The following is a 16,894-nucleotide window of genomic DNA, read 5'->3' as shown; positions in this document are numbered from 1 at the left end:
TTTCGACCCGAAGCCGTCTATCTGTCATCGTCACCCCGGGGCTTGACCCGGGGTCTCGCTTGATACCGATACCGGTGAATGCTCCAAAAGCGGGATCCCGGGTCAAGCCCGGGATGACGGAAGTGGAGTAAGGCAACCGCAGCTCCCCACCCCGAACCCTCAAAGCGCCGCCGTCAGATCCGCCAGATGCCGACGCAGCGCGGGGAACTGGTCATCGGTCGTGATGCCCAGCCGCACGATGGTCAGCCGCTGCGACGGCGAGACGATGATATATTGCCCCTGATGCCCGATGCACGCGAACAGGTCGTTCGGGCCGCGATCGGGCCATAACGCCGGCGTCACGCCCGCGGGCCGCTTGCGGTTGAGCCAGATATGGCCGCCATAACCCGCATCGTTCGCCGAGGGCGTGAGCATGAATTTTATCCAGGTTTCGGGCAACAGCCGCTGGCCGTCCACGACGCCGCCATTGCGCAGGAATTCGCCGAACCTTGCATAGTCGCGCGCGGTCGCGTGCATGATCGATCCGCCGATCATCGTTCCGCGCGCGTCGAACTCGGGCGTCAGGCTGGTCATGCCGAGCGGCTCGATCAGCCGGCCGCCGATGAAATCGCGCATCGCATCGCGGCGCGCATCGGGGTTCCGCGACGGGGTCAGCGTATCGGCGATTATGTCCGACAGGATGACGCTGGTCGCCGAACTATAGTTGAAGACCTCGTCGGGCTGTGCCGCCGCAGGTTTCGCTTCGGCGAAGCCCGCCATGTCGCCCGCACCGCCGCCGAACAGCATCGCGACGGTGTCGCCCTGCCAAACCGGATCGCCACTTTCGACATGCTCCAACCCCGACGACATATGGAGCAGGTTTCGAAGCGTAATCGCGCCGCGCGGGTCTCCGCTACGTTGCCAGGCCGCGACCGGCGCCGGGCCGTCGAGCGACAATTGCCCATCGGCGACGAGAAAACCGGTAAGCACCGCGGTGATGCTTTTTGCCATCGACCAACTGATCAGCTTCGATTCGGGACCGAAACCCGCGGCGTAACGCTCATAGATCGGCTCCCCGTCGCGGAGTATCAGAAGCGCGCGCGTCTGACCGACGTCGTCGACATCGGCGAACAGCGCATCGGCATGCGCGCGGCTGGCGGCGGGCAGCGCAGGCAGGGCCCGCGGCGTCTCTACCGCCGCCACGCCGTCAAGCGATGCTCCGAACTTCGGTGCAGGCGAGGCGGGCGCCATATTCCCCTGCCCTGCCGCCTGCGTCAGCGACCAGACGCCGAGCATCGCGAGGGCAGCACTTGCCAGCAGCCGTTTTTTCGTGATCATGGATCAAGTGAATAACATCAATCCGACCGGGCCGACAACGGGCGAGACGCCAGCCGCCGTGCCGCCGCCCGTGGCCCCCGCCCCCTCGCCGAAGAAACAGAGCCGCTGGGGCGGCTGTTTGCCGTGGGCGATCGGGCTTGCGGTGCTGCTCGCAATTTTCGCGATCTGGAAATTTCCGTCGTTCAAGGCGCAGGCCGAACTCGGCTCCGCCTATGCCGCGCGGGTCGGTTGTTCGTGCCGCTATGTTCAGGGCCGCAGCCTCGAAAGCTGCCAGAGCGACTTCGAGCCCGGCATGGAAATGATATCGCTGAGCGAGGATCCCGCGACCCGGACCGTAACCGGCAGCGTGCCGCTGCTCGCCTCGCGCAGCGCGCGCTATGCTGGTGCCAGCGGCTGTTTGCTACGCCCCGAGAATTAGCGCGAGAAACGGCGCGCGAGCAGCGCGACCGCTGCCGGCACGCCGAAAACGACCAGCGCGATCCCTGCTTCCTCGGCCCAGCCATAGCCCGCATGGAGCACGCCGACGAGCATATTGCCGATCGCGACGAGCAGCCACAGGACGAGGAACAGGCGCGTCGCGCGCGCGGCATCCCCGATCGTCAGGCGCAGCAGGATCAACAGGCCCAGCCCGGCCAGCAGCATCATCACCGTATGCGACATATTTACGCCTCCCCCTCCGCTTCGACGATATAGGATCGATGCCGGCGGCGCCACTCGCCCGGCGACATGCCAATCTTGCGGCGGAAGATCGCGCAGAGATGCGCATGGCTCGAAAATCCGGTCGCGAAGGCTATTTCGGCGATCGAGAGCGGACGGTTCATCAGGAACCAGCAGGCGTGACGAAGCCGCTGCCGCAGCACATATTGCGCGGGGGTCCGCCCGGTCGCGCGCGCGAAATGGACGATCAGGCTGTTCACCGACATGCCGGCCTCGGCTGCCATATCCTCGACGGTCAACGGCACTTCGAGCTGTGTCTGGATGAAGGCCATCAGATCGTTGATGCGCTGGGCAATCGCGGGCGTCTCGGCACGACCGGCCATATTCTCGACGGTCCTCGCAAGGATCGCGGTCAGCGCATCGCCCGCCAAGGCATCGCCCGCCAACAGCGCGCGGACCAACGCGGCGAGCGCAAGGTCATGATGAGCGGCCAGCGCCCGCGTTTCGGGCGCTATGGTCAGCCGCGAGGTCGGAATTTCGACTTCGACCATACGGACCGCGCCGCCCTTTGCCGACGCGCGATAGGTCTGGCCCGCGGGGATCAACCACATTTCGCCGGGCAGCGGATCGCCGAGCGAGGTCCGCCGATCACCCTGCCAGGTTTCGAGCCAGTGATAGCTCCCTGCCTCATACAGGATCAGCACATGGACATCGCGTACGATCGTCCAGTTCGACGGGCCATCGATCCGGTCAACGATCGCGGCGACCCTGAGTTCTCCCACTTCCATCGCATGAGTATGGCAAGAATGGGAAAATGTGAAAGCCTGCTATATTGCGCAATAATATGGTTAAATCGCCCCACCCAAAGTCCTCGGCCCTAGTCGCAGCCGAGACAAAGAGGTGTGGGTGAGACCATAGACGCGTGCCCCAGACACGCAGACAAAGACCCCCCCGACGGCGGGCGGCGCGATCGCCGCCCGCCACTTTTTTTCGAACGAAACGATGGCCTTGTTTATTTGGCAGCGAGAAATTCATCCATCGCATGGTTGACCGCATCAGGCGCGTCCCATGGCACGAAATGTCCGCAGTCCGGAACTTCGACGATCGTCACATCGGGAACAAGCTCTTCGATGCCGTCAAGATTGCACGGCGGCAGCGCGACATCGTCGAGTGCCCAGATGACGAGTGTGGGAATGTTGAGTTTCGGGAACGGCGCCGCGGGTGGTTCGGCATAAGGTTCATTCATTGCGGGAACGATGGCCGGCGAACCGCGATACCAGTTGATCATCGCGCGGCACGCGTCGCGGTCCTCCCAATCCTTGAGCAGGCGGGCAATCTCGTCAGGGGGCTGAACCCCGCCGCTCGGCACGCGTCCTTCGAAAGCATGGGCCAGGATTCCGGCGATGCCATGGTCCTCGATGATCGCATCGCTCGCGGAATCGCGGAAGGTGCGAATATATTGGCTCGCGGCGCGCTGACCCTCGTTCGTCAGGAGAAGTCGCTGAAATATCCCGGGGTGCGGCGCGTTGGCGATGACCGCGCGCGTGACGCGCCCCGCCCATGCCGGATGCAGCCCGCCCGGCTGGCCGCCCAATGCAACACCCCATGCGATCGCGCCGCCCCAGTCGTGACCGACGACGGTGAAATTATCGACGCCAAGCGCATCAGCGAGCGCGAAAATATCGGCGATCAGCTTGTCGGGGGTGTAGGATTCGACGTCCTGTGGCTTCGACGACCCGCGATAGCCGCGCTGGTCGGGCGCGATGCAGCGAAAGCGGTCCGCGAAGTGCGGCAGTTGGTGGCGCCAGGTGCGATGCGATTCGGGAAAGCCATGGAGAAAGATCAGCGCCGGAGCATCTTTCGGGCCCATATCGACGACGTCGAGTTCGACCCCGGTCGAAAGCATCACCCGCTGCTGCTCGAAATCGCCGATCATCCATTCCGCTCCTTTGGTTTCTTTTCAAAACCAATCTGGCGGGGATTGGGGAGCCTGGCAAGCTGCAACAAAAGGCGGGGCGATTGGGCGAAGGAGACGGGGAAACCCGGCGCGACGGTTTTGGGGTGGGGAGCGGACGTTTGCTACTATGTTGTACCCCGGCGAAGGCCGGGGCCCAGGGCTTTAGAAAGCCGAGCTGTGCGGATTGCCGCCCTGGACCCCGGCCTTCGCCGGGGCACATATTGCCGTCGTTAGTTTCCGGTCGTTTCTTCGCTCTCGTCATCCCGGGCTTGACCCGGGATCCCGCTTTTTGACGCACTCACCGGCTTCGACCTCAAGCGGGACCCCGGATCAAGTCCGGGGTGACGATGATGATGAGGTCTGCAACCGGTCACTTTGAGCTCCGCCCTTTCTCCGTTCGTGTCGAGCGAAGTCGAGACACCCATCGACGAAACGCCCAGCCCGAGGGGCATCTCGACTTCGCTCGATGCGAACGGTTTAGATTGGGTGGAGCGTCCGCTCCCGGTCGTTTTCGGCCGTTCCATCAAGTTCGGCAGCGAATGACCGGATTGGGGTGGTGAGCTGACGTTTGCTACTATGTTGTGCCCCGGCGAAGGCCGGGGCCCAGGGCATTGGAAAGCCTAGCTGTGCGGATTGCCGCTCTGGACCCCGGCCTTCGCCGGGGCACACATTACCGTCGTTAGTTTCCGGTCGTTCTTCGCTCTCGTCATCCCGGGCTTGACCCGGGATCCGGCTTTTTTGCGCGCGCTCCGGATCCGTCTCAAGCGGGACCCCGGATCAAGTCCGGGGTGACGAGGGTGTGGGGGGGGCCGCAATCGGCAGAAAGCGGGCCTCTAAGGATAGCTCACCGTCTTCGGTACTTCGGGGATCGGGATGAATTCCTCGCTGTCGCCAGGGACCAGCGGGAATTTGCGATCCTTCCACTCCGCTTTCGCCTCGTTGATCCGGTCGCGCGACGAGCTGACGAAATTCCACCAGACGTGGCGCGGCGTTTTGAATGCCTCCCCGCCGAGCAGCATCACGCGCGCGTCGGTTTCGGCGCGGAGCGTCATCGCCTGACCGGGCTTGAGGATATAAAGGCTGTAGCGTTCGAGCCGCTCGCCATCGAGGCTCGCGTCGCCGATCGCGACGAGCACGGCGCGTTCGTCGGCCTCCGCATCGATCGGCAGGCTCGCGCCCGCGTTCATCAATATGTCGGCATAGATGGTGGCGCTATGCTGCGTCGTCGGCGCCGTGACGCCCCACAGGCTGCCCATGATGACACGCGCCGACACGCTGCCATCCTCGACCAGCGGCAATTTGTCGGCGGGCACATGTTCGAATGCCGGGTCGATCTCTTCCTTGCCGTCGGGAAGCGCGAGCCAGGTCTGCATACCCGAAATCCCCGAACCGCTCGCGCGTTCGGCCAGCGGCGTCCGCTCCGAATGGACGATGCCGCGCCCGGCAGTCATCAGGTTGCACGCACCCGGACGGATTGTGGCGTAAGTGCCCAGGCTGTCGCGATGATCGATCGCGCCCTCGAACAGATAGGTCAAAGTCGACAGGTTGATATGCGGATGCGGGCGCACGTCCATCCCCTGCCCGATATCGAAATGCGCGGGGCCGAACTGGTCGACGAAAATGAAGGGGCCGACCATCGTCCGCGCCTTGTTCGGCAAGGTACGGCGCACGTCAAAGGCGCCGATATCGTGGGTCGAGGGGGTGATGACGGTAAACATCAGTCGAGCCTTTCCAGCGTCTTTCGGGTCTTTTCGGTATCGACATTGCCGGTGTTGCGCGTCGTGCCGGGTTCGAGCAGGACGACATGACATTCGCCGTCCAGCGCCTCCGGGCAATGTTCGATGCCGTGCGGGACGATGATGAACTCGCCGGGCTCGACGATCACCTCATGGTCGCGAAACGCCATCTTCATCCGGCCGGCGACGACGAGGAAGAGTTCGTCCTCTTGCGTGTGATGGTGCCAGTCGAACTTGCCGTCGAGCTTGACCAGCTTGACCTGAAAATCATTGATGTCGCCGGCGACGCGCGGGTTCCACGCGTCGGGAATTTTCGCAAAGGCATCCGCCAGATTGACCTTGCCCACCATAGTCATTCTCCCGGTGCGGTCGCCCTGATCGCGAGCGCGTGGACGCGCTGGCCCGGCAGGTCGCCGAGCGCCTTGTTCACCGCACGTTGGCGCGCAACGCGGTTTTGCCCCGCGAAGCCCGCCCACTCGATCGTCAGGCTGAAATGCGATTCGCCGCTGCCGTCGTCGCCCATATGGCCGTGATGGCTGGCGCTGTCGTTGCTGAGGATGAAATTTGCGTCGGGAAAGGCTGCGCCAAGCAGGCTTTCCATCTCTTGCTGCACAGGGCCTTTGTTGCTCATGGGGTTGACCATAAGCGCTCCATCGCCAAATTATAAGGCCTCCCAAAGATCAGATCCTCACTCTCGATTCCGAAAGCATATCGTGCCGTCTTCCGCTCGCCCCACCCGTTTTCATGGCCGCGTTCCGCGCCAAGAGCGCTGCGCCGCCCCAGGATGCCGTGAGGCGGGGGAGTTTCGCGCGCCCGTATCGTCGCACCGCTCGCCCGACGGGCCGCCGCCCTATCGCTGGCTGTGCCTCGACCATGTGCGCGAATTCAACGCGGGCTATAATTTCTTCGAAGGCATGAGCGCCGACCAGATCATGGCGGCGCAGTCGCCGACCGCCGGCTGGGAAACCGAAAGCCGCGCCTTTCGCCCCGCCGGCAGCGCCGACCTGCCGCCGCGCTGGGCCGACTTCAAAGACCCGATGGACGCGCTCGGCGCTCGCTTTCGCCAGCGAATGGACGAGGCGCGGCGCGAGGCCCGAAATCCGGGCCTGTCACGCGAAGAACATGACGCGATGCAATTGATGGCCCTGCCCGCCGACGCCGACCGTGCAGCCCTGCGGCGGCGCTATAGCGAGCTTGTCCGCAAATATCATCCCGACCGAAATGGCGGCGATCGCAGTTTCGAAGCGCGGCTGGGTGCGGTAGTCGAAGCCTATCAGTTGCTGAGAAAGAGCAAGGCTTTCGCATAGGAGAGGTACAATGACCGACCTGAACGAAGCACGGATCGAAGTGGTGCGCCGCCATATGGCGCTGGAGATCACGCATGATTGGGACGGCGTCCTCGCGACCTTCGACCATCCACGCTATGAATTAATGGGTCCCGGCACGATCTTCGATGGCGAAGCGGCAGTGCGATCCTATTTCGCTACATCGCGCGAACCCTTCCCCGATCAGGCAAACGAGGTCATCGCGATCGCTGCCGACGAGGGCACGAGCACAGTGCTCGTCGAATTCTGGCTGACCGGCACGCATCTCGGCCCGCTGAAGCTCGGCGTGCGCACGATCGAGCCCACGGGCAAGGCATTCCGCATTCGCATGGCCGCAAGTTTCGAATTCGCCTCCGGCAGCGACAAGATCGTCTGCGAACGTCCCTATTATGACCAGTCGGCGGTGATGAAGGCGCTCGGCCTCCTCTGAAAAGGCGTTGCAAGGCGCAACCCATGACGATACCGCGACGGCGAAGCGCCGCCGCGCGGCGACTCTCCCTGACTTATCGCTGGACAGACAAAATGACCGATATCCCGAACAGCCTTCCCGACCACCATGGCTCGACGCTGCTTGCGGCGCCCGATGTCGAGGTCGATGCACGCGAGGTTTTCGGCGTCGATATCGACATGAAAGTGCCGGCGTTCAGCGAAGCGGACGAGCGCGTTCCGGACCTCGACCCCGCCTATGTCTTTGACGGCGACACGACACTCGCGATCCTTGCGGGCTTCAAATACAACCGCCGCGTGATGGTGCAGGGCTATCACGGAACCGGCAAATCGACGCATATCGAACAGGTGGCAGCGCGCCTCAAATGGCCGTGTATCCGCGTCAACCTCGACGCGCATATCAGCCGCATCGACCTTGTCGGCCGCGACGCGATCGTGCTGCGCGACGGGCAGCAGGTCACCGAATTCCGCGAAGGCCTGCTCCCCTGGGCGCTGCAGACCCCGACCGCGCTGGTGTTCGACGAATATGATGCCGGCCGCCCCGACGTGATGTTCGTGATCCAGCGCGTGCTGGAAACCGAAGGCAAGCTGACCCTGCTCGACCAGAATCGCGTAATCCGTCCGAACCCGCATTTCCGCCTGTTCTCGACCGCGAACACTGTCGGCCTCGGCGACACGAGCGGGCTGTATCATGGCACGCAGCAGATCAACCAGGGCCAGATGGACCGCTGGAACATCGTCGTCACGCTGAACTATCTGCCGGCCGCTACCGAAAGTGCGATCATCCTCGCCAAGGTTCCGAACACCGACGAGACGACCGTCGCCAATATGGTGAAGGTTGCGGATCTGACGCGCCAGGGCTTCATCAACGGCGATATCTCGACCGTCATGTCGCCGCGTACGGTGATCAGCTGGGCGCAGAATACCGCGATCTTCAACAATATCGGCTTCGCCTTCCGCCTGAGCTTCCTCAACAAATGCGATGAGGCCGAGCGGATGATCGTCGCCGAATATTATCAGCGCGTCTTCGGCGAAGACCTGCCCGAAAGCGTCGTCGCCCGCTAAGCGGTCATTTCAATATGGTCGCGGCGTCCACCAGCCGGACGTCGTGCATCATATTGAGATAGGCTTCGAAATAGCCCTTGTGCGATGCGCCGACGATCGCGAGCGTGCGCTCTCCGGGCCGAACCGCCATCGCGGCGCGGATGTTCGCGACCATGCGCAAATTTCGCGTCTCCCACCAGCCGGTGTAACGGCGTCCATATTTCTGGGGACTGGTATCGGCCAGCGCGGCGCCAAAATCGCTATCGAACGCCAGCCGCATCGTCGCAGGGTCGTTATAGTCGCGATAGAGCGCAAGCACGCCGGCGCCGTCCAATTTTGCCGCGACCGCCTTGTCGGCGGCGATCCGCTCCTTCACCGCCGGATTGTCCCAGATCCGCTGGAGCGCCGCGCCATAACCCGGATCCTTGTCGAGCGAGGCAGTGACGGCGTCGGCGCTATGATCGTCGGTCGCATACACGCGTTCGAGCCCCAGCCGCGCCGCGAGCGCGGCGCCGATCAGGAAATTCTCGTTACGCCCGGTGATTGCCTTGTCGAGCACCGCGACAAGCGTGGCGTCGAGGCCGTCGCCGGCGCGCCGTTCGCTCGGCGAAAGCCGCAGCCACTGGACGAGCGCCGATGGCCGCTCGCCCCCCGCGAGAAACAGCGCGGCGAGGCGGCGGCGATCGGCGGGCGTCGGGTTTGGGGGCCAGGCGCCGAGCAACCTGTCGGCCTCGACCGTCGCCGCCACCATATCGAGCCCAACGATCTTTTGCGCCGAGCTCGGGTCCCAGCAATAATCCGCCGCGCCAGGATAGAGCGGCTTGTAGCGGATCAGCAGTTCGCAGTCGGTGCCCGAAAGCCCCTCGATCGTGATGATCGCCGGCTTCCATTCAGCTAGGCGCACCAGCAGCGGATCGAGGCTTTCGGGTTTGAAGCTGTCGGGCAGTTCCGACAGATGCGGCGTGCCGAGCACGAGCAGTTCGCCCGGCGTTCCCGCGACATTATCCCTAAGCTGGCGTGGGTCGAACGGCGGTGTGTAAGCTGCGGGCGCGGCCATCGTCAGCAGCAAGGCGGTGAAAGCCGTCACGAAATCCTCCCCTGTGAACACACCGAACGAACGGCGCTGGACAGGGATAGGCGAAGTGTATTATTCGATCAACACTCTTTGCCGGATCGATTTTCCGACTTCCCATGCCCCCTCCCCTCTGCCAGCGTCGCGCGATGTGTCAGGTTTTTCAAAGATGAAGCCCTCCATGCGATCGAAATCCCTGCTCGCCGCACTCGCGCTTGTCCCGCTCAGCGGATGCAGCATCGCGGCGGTCGATTATGGCAAAATCCGCCACGCGGACTATGTCGCCGACCCGCGCTGCACCGCGCAGCCGGGCGCCGTAGTCGATGGCGAAGCCTTGCCCTATTTCTTCGCGACGAGCCGCCTCCCGGACTGCCGCACACCCGAGATCGAACTGCTCCGCCATCGCGGCGACCATATGCGCTACGGCCGCTTCAACGCCCCGCGCGAAGTGATTGTCGGCAAGAAGAAAAAGCTGCTCGCGCCGCTCGCCTTCCAGACCTCGGCCGAATGGTGGCGCGCGCTGCAGGCGGAGACCGACCGCAAGCAGGGGCGCGTCCTGCTCTATATCCACGGCTACCGCGAAAATTTCTCGACGACGTCCAAGGACGCGGCGCAGATCGCGCGCATGACGGGCTTTGACGGGCCGATCATCGAATATAGCTGGCCGTCGCAGGGCAAGATATTGAGTTACGTCGTCGACGAGACGAACATGTATCACGACGTCCGCAATTTCCGCGATTTCCTGAAGTCGCTCGCCGAACAGACATGGGTGAAGGAGATCGTCGTCGTCTCGCACTCGCTCGGCGCGCGATTGGTGATCCCGGCGATTTCCTATGTGGATCGCACATCGAGCAGCGCCGACAGCAGCAATATTTCGAACATCATCCTCGCCTCGCCCGATATCGACCGCGAGACATTCGAACGCGATATCGAGGAGGAGGTCCTGTCGGCGCGGCGCGTCGCCAATAACCGCCGGATCACCGTCTATACCTCACGCGCCGACAAGGCGCTCGCCGCGTCGCGTGCGATTCACGGCTATCCGCGACTTGGCTCACCCTATTGTTTCGATCCGTTCGAGGCGGCCGAGCTCAAGGCCAAGGGATTGCCCGAGCGCTGCTACCCCGTATCGCGCCCCGGCCTGACCGTAATCGACACGACCGATGTGTCGCGCGGATCGACCGGGCACAGCAATTTTCTGCGCAGCGGAGTGGTGTGCTGGGACTTCATCGACGTCGTCGCAAACAAGCGTACGCGGCCCGAACGGGTCGCGACTCAATGGGCGCATGTGTTCCGCCTGCTTCCCGATCCCGTGATACCCAAGAATGGCGACGACGCGATCTGTCAGCGGACGCCCGAGGTCGAAGAGCCGCAGTGAGGCCCTAAAAGCCGCACATGATGGCGAAGTTGGTCAACCAGACGACCGGCCCCTCGCCCGTCCACAGCCACAAACCGCCCGCCGCGACAGCCAGGAAGAGCGCGAGCGCGATCCAGTCCTGCCGCGCGAGCCTCACGCCGGTTGCAGCCGTTTGACCGGTGCGTCGGCAATCGGCAGGTGGACGATCCCGGCGAAGAGCCCGAGCGCGATCGAAAAGCCCCACGCGATGTTATAGCTGCCGGTGGCGTCGAATATCAGCCCAGCGGTGTACGCGCCGAAGAAGCTGCCGAGTTGGTGGCTGAGGAAGACGATGCCGTAGAGCATCGAGAGATAGCGGATGCCGAAGATGCGCCCAACGATGCCGCTGGTCAGCGGCACGGTGCCGAGCCAGAGGAAACCCATTGCGGCAGCGAAGACGAGCGCGCTCGCATGGCTGAGCGGCAGGAAGAGGAACAGCGCAATAACCGCCGAGCGCGCGGTGTAGAGCGCCGAAAGCACATATTTCTGGCGCAGAAAGTCGCCGGCGCGGCCGAACACATAGGAGCCCAGGATGTTGAACAGGCCGACGAGAGCGAGCACCTGCGCACCGATTTCTATGCCAAGCCCCTTGTCGTCGAGATAGGCGGGCAGATGCGTCGCGATGAAGGCGATATGAAAGCCGCAGACGAAAAAGCCCGCATTCAGCAGCCAGTATCCGCGATGAACGGCCGCCTCGCGCAAAGCCTCGCGGGCGGTCTGTTCTTCCGCCTGCAGCGTCCCGGGCGTATCGGTACGGCCGGAGACACCGATCGCGAGCAAACCACAGAGCGCGACGAGCCCCGCCATGATCCACAAGGTCTGATGATAGCCGATATCGCCAAGCAGCATCGACGCCAGCGGCACGACGAGAAATTGCCCGAGCGATCCGCCCGCGGTGACGATGCCGAACGCGCTGCTGCGCTTTTCGGGGCTGACGACGCGCCCGACCGCGCCGAGCACGACGACGAAGGTCGTCGCCGACTGCGCCATGCCGATCAGCAAGCCGAAACTTATGTGCAGCCCGATCGCGTCGGTCGCAAGCGCCGCGCCGATCAGCCCGAGCGCGTAAAGCAGCGCCCCGCCGAGCACGACGCGGCCCGCGCCATGCTTGTCGGCGAGCGCGCCGACGAAGGGCTGGACGAGACCGAAGAGCAGGTTCTGCAACGCCATCGCGAGCCCGAAGTCGGAGCGGCTGATGCCGATATCGACGCTCATCTGCGGCAGGAAGAGGCCGAACGACTGACGCACGCCCATGGCGAGCGTGACGATGAAGGCCGCGCAGAGGATGACGATCCAGGGCTTTTTCATCGGGGAGAGTGAGGGGGAGGACATGAGGGTGCGGATGCTCTCCCGGCTGCGAGAGGTCAAGCGAGCTTAGCTATGACCGCACTCAATCCGTCTTCCTCGCCCGGATCAAGCCCGGGGTGACGATTCTAATATGCGTGTGCCCATATGCGTGCCCTCATCCTCTTCCTTCCCGCGCCAAAGCTGGTTAGAGCCGACTCGAAATGACTGCCCAATCTCCTCTCGACGATTTCAAGGCCGCGCTGTCGAGTGTCGCCCGTGCAGTGACGCGCGATGCCGAGGTCGAGGTCGGCTTTACCGCCGACGCGCCAGCCCAGATCGGCAAGGCGATCAAGGTGCCGACCCCGTCGCGCACGCTGCCCGCCGATCAGGTCGCCGAAGCGCGCGGCTTTGCCGATTCCTATGCTTTGCGCATGAAGCATCACAGCGAGAAATTGCACGCGTCGGCGCGCCCAGCCGAGCCGCTCGCCGCGGCGGCGTTCGACGCGATGGAGCGCGCGCGGATCGAGGCGCTGGGTGCGCGCCATATGGACGGCATGCGCAGCAACCTGTCCGCAAGCCTCGCGATGCGGATGCGTAGCGATCCGATCAGCCGCGCGCAGAACCGCGAAGATGTCCCGCTATCCAGCGCGCTCGAACTGATGCTGCGCGAGGCCCTGACCGGCGAACAGGCGCCGCAGGGGACCGAAACCGGCCTGTCGCTGGTGCGCGAGTGGATCACCAACGAAGCGGGCGGCGACCTGACCGCGCTGTCGATGCTGCTCGACGATCAGGCCGCTTTTGCCGAGACCGCCAAGCTGGCGCTGCGTCACCTCGACCTGATCCACAGCGACGAGCCGCTCGAAGAAGGCAGCGAGGACGGCGGCGAGCAGGACGAGAGCGAGGCCGAAGAAAGCCAGGAAGAGCAGGAAAGCGAAGACGGCGGCGCCGGCGAAAGCCAGGTCGACGCGCGCGCCGAAATGGCGGGCGATCAAGCCGACGACGGCGACAGCGACCCCGACGCGCAGGAAATGGAAGCCGACGGCGAGCCCGAAATGGGCGGCGAAGGCGACGAGGGCATGCTGCCGGTACGCCCCAACCGCCTGCCGAGCGACATTCCCGATTTCAACTATGTCCGCTTCACCGAAAAGCATGACGAAATCATTGCCGCGACCGAGCTTTGCGACGCCGACGAGCTGACGCGTCTGCGCGCCTATCTGGACCAGCAGATGACACATCTGCAGGGCGCGGTGACCAAGCTCGCGAATCGGCTCCAGCGCCGGCTGATGGCGCAGCAGAACCGCGCGTGGGACTTCGATCAGGAAGAAGGCCAGCTCGACGCGGCGCGGCTGGCGCGCGTGATCGTTTCGCCCGGCCAGTCGCTGTCGTACAAGATCGAGCGCGACACCGACTTCCGCGACACCGTCGTCACATTGCTGATCGACAATTCAGGGTCGATGCGCGGACGACCGATCAGCATCGCGGCGATCAGTGCCGACATCCTCGCGCGCACGCTCGAACGCTGCGGTGTGAAGACCGAAATCCTCGGCTTTACGACGCGGACGTGGAAAGGCGGACAGAGCCGTGAGGATTGGCTCGCCGCAGGCCGCCCGGCGCATCCCGGTCGCCTGAACGATCTGCGCCACATCATCTACAAGCCCGCCGACGAGCCCTATCGCCGCGCGCGCAAGTCGCTTGGGCTGATGATGCGCGAAGGGCTGCTCAAGGAAAATATCGACGGCGAGGCGCTGACATGGGCGCACAGCCGGATCATCGGCCGCCCCGAGGAACGCAAGATCCTGATGGTGATCTCCGACGGTGCGCCGGTCGACGACAGCACGCTATCGGTGAACCATGGGGCCTATCTGGACCAGCATCTGCGCCAGGTCATCGAATGGATCGAAAATCGCTCGCCCGTTGAACTCTGCGCGATCGGCATCGGGCATGATGTGACGCGCTATTACAGCCGCGCGGTGACGATCATGGATGCCGAACAACTCGGCGGCACGATGGTCGAACAGCTCGCGGGGCTGTTCGACATCGATTGAGAGCAATCCGGACGCGGCGCCAACGCGACGCCGCACCCGGATTCAATTGGCATCTATTGCGTCGATCCCCCCGGAATCGCAGCTGGCGTCGCAGCAGGTTCCGCCACCGGCGCGGCAGCTTCGGCGGTCCGCACCGACAGCGCCTTTTCGAAGTCGGCGTAAAAGGCATTATAGGGTTCAGCAAATGCAACCGGCTTGCCGTCGGAATAGGATGAACCCATACGCGCCTTAGCCTCGACCGTTTGCAATTTTATCGACATGCGCGTCAGGGTCGGCGAAATAGGCTCGACGAAAACCGAAGCAAGTTGGGTCAGCTTCTTTTTACCGAAACCCCAAAATATATTGTAGACAAGCTTCGATTTCGCATCGGTCTCTGCCGTGATCGTCCCCGCATCCTTGCTCGCGTTGATATTGACATAACCCATCTCCTGCAAAGCGGAGATGGACGAACGGAAGACTATATCAACTCCCGCCGGAATTTCTCGTTTTTGCAGTGCCGCGAGTTCAACTGCACTCAGTTCAACGGGCTTGGGTTCTTTTTCTTTCGCTGATGCCGAGACAGGCGCGATCATTATCGCTACGCCGAACATCGCTATCGTCAATTTGTGCATTGCGCCCCCTTTGAAATTCAAACTCCCCTGGAACGATTGGATAGGGTCGGTTTTATACTTTGCAATCCTTTTGCAAAACATCGACCGACCGACTTACCGCTGGAAATGGGATTACCGTATCGCCGGATGACAACCCCTTCCCCCCTCGTTACAAACCCTTCCCGGTGCAGCAGGGACTCGCGACCTTACGACGGGAGCCGGTGCATTAATATTATGCTGAGGGGTCGCCGGCATGACTTGGAGCCGCACCATGGGGTGCGCTGCTGAGGGGGCGACTGTAGCATGAAAAAAGCATCCGACCTGTTCATCGAGTGCCTGGAAGAAGAAGGCGTCGAATATATTTTCGGCGTTCCGGGCGAAGAGAATCTCGACTTTCTCGACAGCCTGTCGCGCTCGACCAAGATCAAGCTTATCCTGACGCGGCACGAACAGGGCGCGGGCTTCATGGCCGCCACCTATGGGCGCCACACCGGCAAGACCGGGGTCTGCCTTGCGACCTTGGGGCCCGGCGCGACGAACTTCGTCACCGCTGCGGCTTATGCGCAGCTTGGCGGCATGCCGATGATGATGATCACCGGGCAAAAGCCGATCAAGAAATCAAAGCAGGGCCGTTTCCAGATCCTCGACGTCGTCGCGATGATGGGCCCCATTACCAAATTCACCCACCAGATGGCGTCGTCGGACAATATTCCGAGCCGCGTTCGCGAAGCCTTTCGCCTCGCCGAGGAAGAAAAGCCCGGCGCAGTCCATATCGAGCTGCCCGAAGATATCGCCGACGAGCATACCGACAGCCTGCCGCTAAAGCGCAGCCATGTCCGCCGCCCGACCGCCGATGTGAAGTCGATCCGCGAAGCGGTGAAGGCGCTCGAAAACGCGACCTCGCCCGTCCTCGTCATCGGCGCGGGCGCGAACCGCACGATGACCGGCCGCATGTTGCTGCAGTTCATCGAAAAGACCGGCATCCCCTTCCTGACGACGCAGCTCGGCAAGGGCGTGATCGACGAGCGCCACCCGAAATTCCTCGGCTGCGCTGCACTGTCATCGGGCGACTTTGTCCACCGTGCGGTCGAAGCATCGGATTGCATCGTCAACCTCGGCCATGATGTCATTGAAAAGCCGCCCTTCTTCATGCAGCGCGGCGGCCCAACCGTGATCCATGTGTCGAGCAAGACCGCCGAAGTCGATCCGGTCTATTTCCCCGACATCGAAGTGATCGGCGATATCGCCAATGCGGTATGGCAGATGAAGGAGGACATCGTTCCCAACGGCAGTTGGAAGTTCGACCATCTGCTCGCCTATCGGCAGGGCGAGGTCGATCACACCGCGCCGCTGGCGAAGGACGAGCGCTTCCCGATCTTCCCGCCGCATCTGGTTCAGTCGATCCGCGACGCGATGCCCGACGACGGGATCATCTGCCTCGACAATGGCGTCTATAAAATCTGGTTCGCGCGCGGTTACACCGCCTATCGTCCCAACACCGTGCTGCTCGACAATGCGCTCGCGACAATGGGCGCGGGCCTGCCGTCGGCGATGATGTCGGCGATGATCTATCCGGGGCGCAAGGTCATGGCGATCTGCGGCGACGGCGGGTTCATGATGAACAGCCAGGAGATGGAGACCGCGGTTCGGCTGGGGCTCAACATCACCGTGCTGATCCTCAACGACAACAGCTATGGCATGATCCGCTGGAAACAGGCCAACATGGGCTTCAAGGACTGGGGGCTGACCTATGGCAACCCCGATTTCGTCAAATATGCCGAAAGCTATGGCGCGCACGGACACCGCGTCGAGAGCGCCGCGCACCTCAAGGAACTTCTGGCCCACACGCGCGATACTCCGGGGGTGCATCTGATCGACTGCCCGGTCGATTATTCAGAGAATGACCAGATTTTGAACATCGACATCAAGAAGCTGTCGAAGGAGCTGTAAACTCTGCTTCCTGTTCCCCGGCGAAAGCCGGGGTCCAGAGCGCCATTGCGCCATCGTCGCGCGTTCCAGCCCTG

Annotated in this window: 18 protein-coding genes; 7 read left to right on the top strand and 11 right to left on the bottom strand. The window is 63.2% G+C overall.

The window, feature by feature from the left end; all coding sequences use genetic code 11:
- Nucleotides 1-159: 159 nt before the first annotated feature.
- Nucleotides 160-1,317, bottom strand: a complete 1,158-nt coding sequence (locus tag KEC45_RS03980) for a serine hydrolase (protein ID WP_062182818.1) — start codon at nt 1,315-1,317, stop codon at nt 160-162.
- On the opposite strand from KEC45_RS03980, the gene KEC45_RS03975 reads away from it, so the two are divergent.
- Nucleotides 1,316-1,735 carry a hypothetical protein gene (locus KEC45_RS03975; RefSeq protein WP_193749175.1) on the top strand — a complete coding sequence of 140 codons (420 nt, stop codon included), beginning with the start codon at nt 1,316-1,318 and terminating at the stop codon, nt 1,733-1,735. The two genes, KEC45_RS03980 and KEC45_RS03975, sit on opposite strands and share 2 nt — an antisense overlap.
- Here KEC45_RS03975 and KEC45_RS03970 read toward each other — a convergent pair.
- From KEC45_RS03970 to KEC45_RS03945, 6 genes are all read right to left on the bottom strand, one after another.
- Nucleotides 1,732-1,977, bottom strand: a complete 246-nt coding sequence (locus tag KEC45_RS03970) for a hypothetical protein (protein WP_062182821.1) — start codon at nt 1,975-1,977, stop codon at nt 1,732-1,734. The genes KEC45_RS03975 and KEC45_RS03970 overlap by 4 nt on opposite strands.
- A 2-nt stretch (nt 1,978-1,979) precedes the next feature.
- A complete protein-coding gene (locus KEC45_RS03965) occupies nt 1,980-2,756 on the bottom strand; it encodes an AraC family transcriptional regulator (RefSeq protein ID WP_252171502.1) in 777 nt (258 codons plus the stop codon).
- A 230-nt stretch (nt 2,757-2,986) separates the two neighbouring features.
- The gene (locus tag KEC45_RS03960; RefSeq protein ID WP_062182827.1) at nt 2,987-3,910 is read right to left on the bottom strand and encodes an alpha/beta fold hydrolase; all 924 of its coding nucleotides are present in this window, start codon (nt 3,908-3,910) and stop codon (nt 2,987-2,989) included.
- 854 nt (nt 3,911-4,764) lie between these two features.
- Entirely contained in the window at nt 4,765-5,649 is an 885-nt protein-coding gene (locus KEC45_RS03955; protein ID WP_252171501.1) for a pirin family protein, read from the bottom strand.
- Complete coding sequence (locus KEC45_RS03950; RefSeq protein ID WP_238586700.1) at nt 5,649-6,017, bottom strand: cupin domain-containing protein; 369 nt, start codon at nt 6,015-6,017, stop codon at nt 5,649-5,651. The genes KEC45_RS03955 and KEC45_RS03950 overlap by 1 nt, the downstream gene beginning before the upstream one ends.
- A 2-nt stretch (nt 6,018-6,019) precedes the next feature.
- On the bottom strand, nt 6,020-6,268 hold the full coding sequence (locus KEC45_RS03945; protein ID WP_062184221.1) for a BolA family transcriptional regulator: 249 nt from the start codon (nt 6,266-6,268) through the stop codon (nt 6,020-6,022).
- Between the two features lie 112 nt (nt 6,269-6,380).
- Here KEC45_RS03945 and KEC45_RS03940 point away from each other — a divergent pair, with 112 nt between their 5' ends.
- The 3 genes from KEC45_RS03940 to cobS all read left to right on the top strand — a co-directional run bounded on the left by KEC45_RS03940 (nt 6,381) and on the right by cobS (nt 8,504).
- On the top strand, nt 6,381-6,974 hold the full coding sequence (locus KEC45_RS03940; protein WP_238586701.1) for a J domain-containing protein: 594 nt from the start codon (nt 6,381-6,383) through the stop codon (nt 6,972-6,974).
- A gap of 10 nt (nt 6,975-6,984) precedes the next feature.
- Nucleotides 6,985-7,422, top strand: a complete 438-nt coding sequence (locus KEC45_RS03935) for an ester cyclase (RefSeq protein ID WP_062182836.1) — start codon at nt 6,985-6,987, stop codon at nt 7,420-7,422.
- Between the two features lie 92 nt (nt 7,423-7,514).
- Nucleotides 7,515-8,504 carry a cobaltochelatase subunit CobS gene (gene cobS / locus KEC45_RS03930; protein WP_062182839.1) on the top strand — a complete coding sequence of 330 codons (990 nt, stop codon included), beginning with the start codon at nt 7,515-7,517 and terminating at the stop codon, nt 8,502-8,504.
- A 4-nt stretch (nt 8,505-8,508) separates the two neighbouring features.
- Here cobS and KEC45_RS03925 read toward each other — a convergent pair whose 3' ends face one another.
- On the bottom strand, nt 8,509-9,570 hold the full coding sequence (locus KEC45_RS03925; RefSeq protein WP_238586702.1) for a DUF5694 domain-containing protein: 1,062 nt from the start codon (nt 9,568-9,570) through the stop codon (nt 8,509-8,511).
- Nucleotides 9,571-9,736: 166 nt separating this feature from the next.
- Here KEC45_RS03925 and KEC45_RS03920 point away from each other — a divergent pair, with 166 nt between their 5' ends.
- Nucleotides 9,737-10,930, top strand: coding sequence for an alpha/beta hydrolase (locus tag KEC45_RS03920; protein WP_062182843.1), 1,194 nt, complete (start codon nt 9,737-9,739; stop codon nt 10,928-10,930).
- Between the two features lie 4 nt (nt 10,931-10,934).
- Here KEC45_RS03920 and KEC45_RS21850 read toward each other — a convergent pair whose 3' ends face one another.
- Together KEC45_RS21850 and KEC45_RS03915 are read right to left on the bottom strand one after the other, a co-directional pair.
- Complete coding sequence (locus KEC45_RS21850) at nt 10,935-11,066, bottom strand: hypothetical protein (protein ID WP_274520260.1); 132 nt, start codon at nt 11,064-11,066, stop codon at nt 10,935-10,937.
- Nucleotides 11,063-12,256, bottom strand: coding sequence for an MFS transporter (locus tag KEC45_RS03915; protein ID WP_202966800.1), 1,194 nt, complete (start codon nt 12,254-12,256; stop codon nt 11,063-11,065). Before KEC45_RS03915 ends, KEC45_RS21850 begins: the two co-directional genes overlap by 4 nt.
- Nucleotides 12,257-12,456: 200 nt before the next feature.
- On the opposite strand from KEC45_RS03915, the gene cobT reads away from it, so the two are divergent.
- Entirely contained in the window at nt 12,457-14,280 is a 1,824-nt protein-coding gene (gene cobT / locus KEC45_RS03910) for a cobaltochelatase subunit CobT (protein WP_062182849.1), read from the top strand.
- A gap of 53 nt (nt 14,281-14,333) precedes the next feature.
- On the opposite strand, the gene KEC45_RS03905 is transcribed toward cobT, so the two are convergent.
- Nucleotides 14,334-14,891: a hypothetical protein gene (locus KEC45_RS03905; protein WP_062182851.1), complete on the bottom strand. Its 558-nt coding sequence runs from the start codon at nt 14,889-14,891 to the stop codon at nt 14,334-14,336.
- Between the two features lie 282 nt (nt 14,892-15,173).
- Between KEC45_RS03905 and KEC45_RS03900 the strand changes: the two genes are divergently transcribed.
- Nucleotides 15,174-16,820, top strand: a complete 1,647-nt coding sequence (locus KEC45_RS03900; RefSeq protein WP_062182855.1) for an acetolactate synthase large subunit — start codon at nt 15,174-15,176, stop codon at nt 16,818-16,820.
- Nucleotides 16,821-16,894: the final 74 nt, after the last annotated feature.

The organism is Sphingopyxis sp. USTB-05, assembly GCF_023822045.1.
In the GTDB taxonomy this organism is placed as follows: domain Bacteria; phylum Pseudomonadota; class Alphaproteobacteria; order Sphingomonadales; family Sphingomonadaceae; genus Sphingopyxis.
Note: the sequence above shows the minus strand (reverse complement) of the source record. Positions and strands in the feature narration are given on the sequence as shown.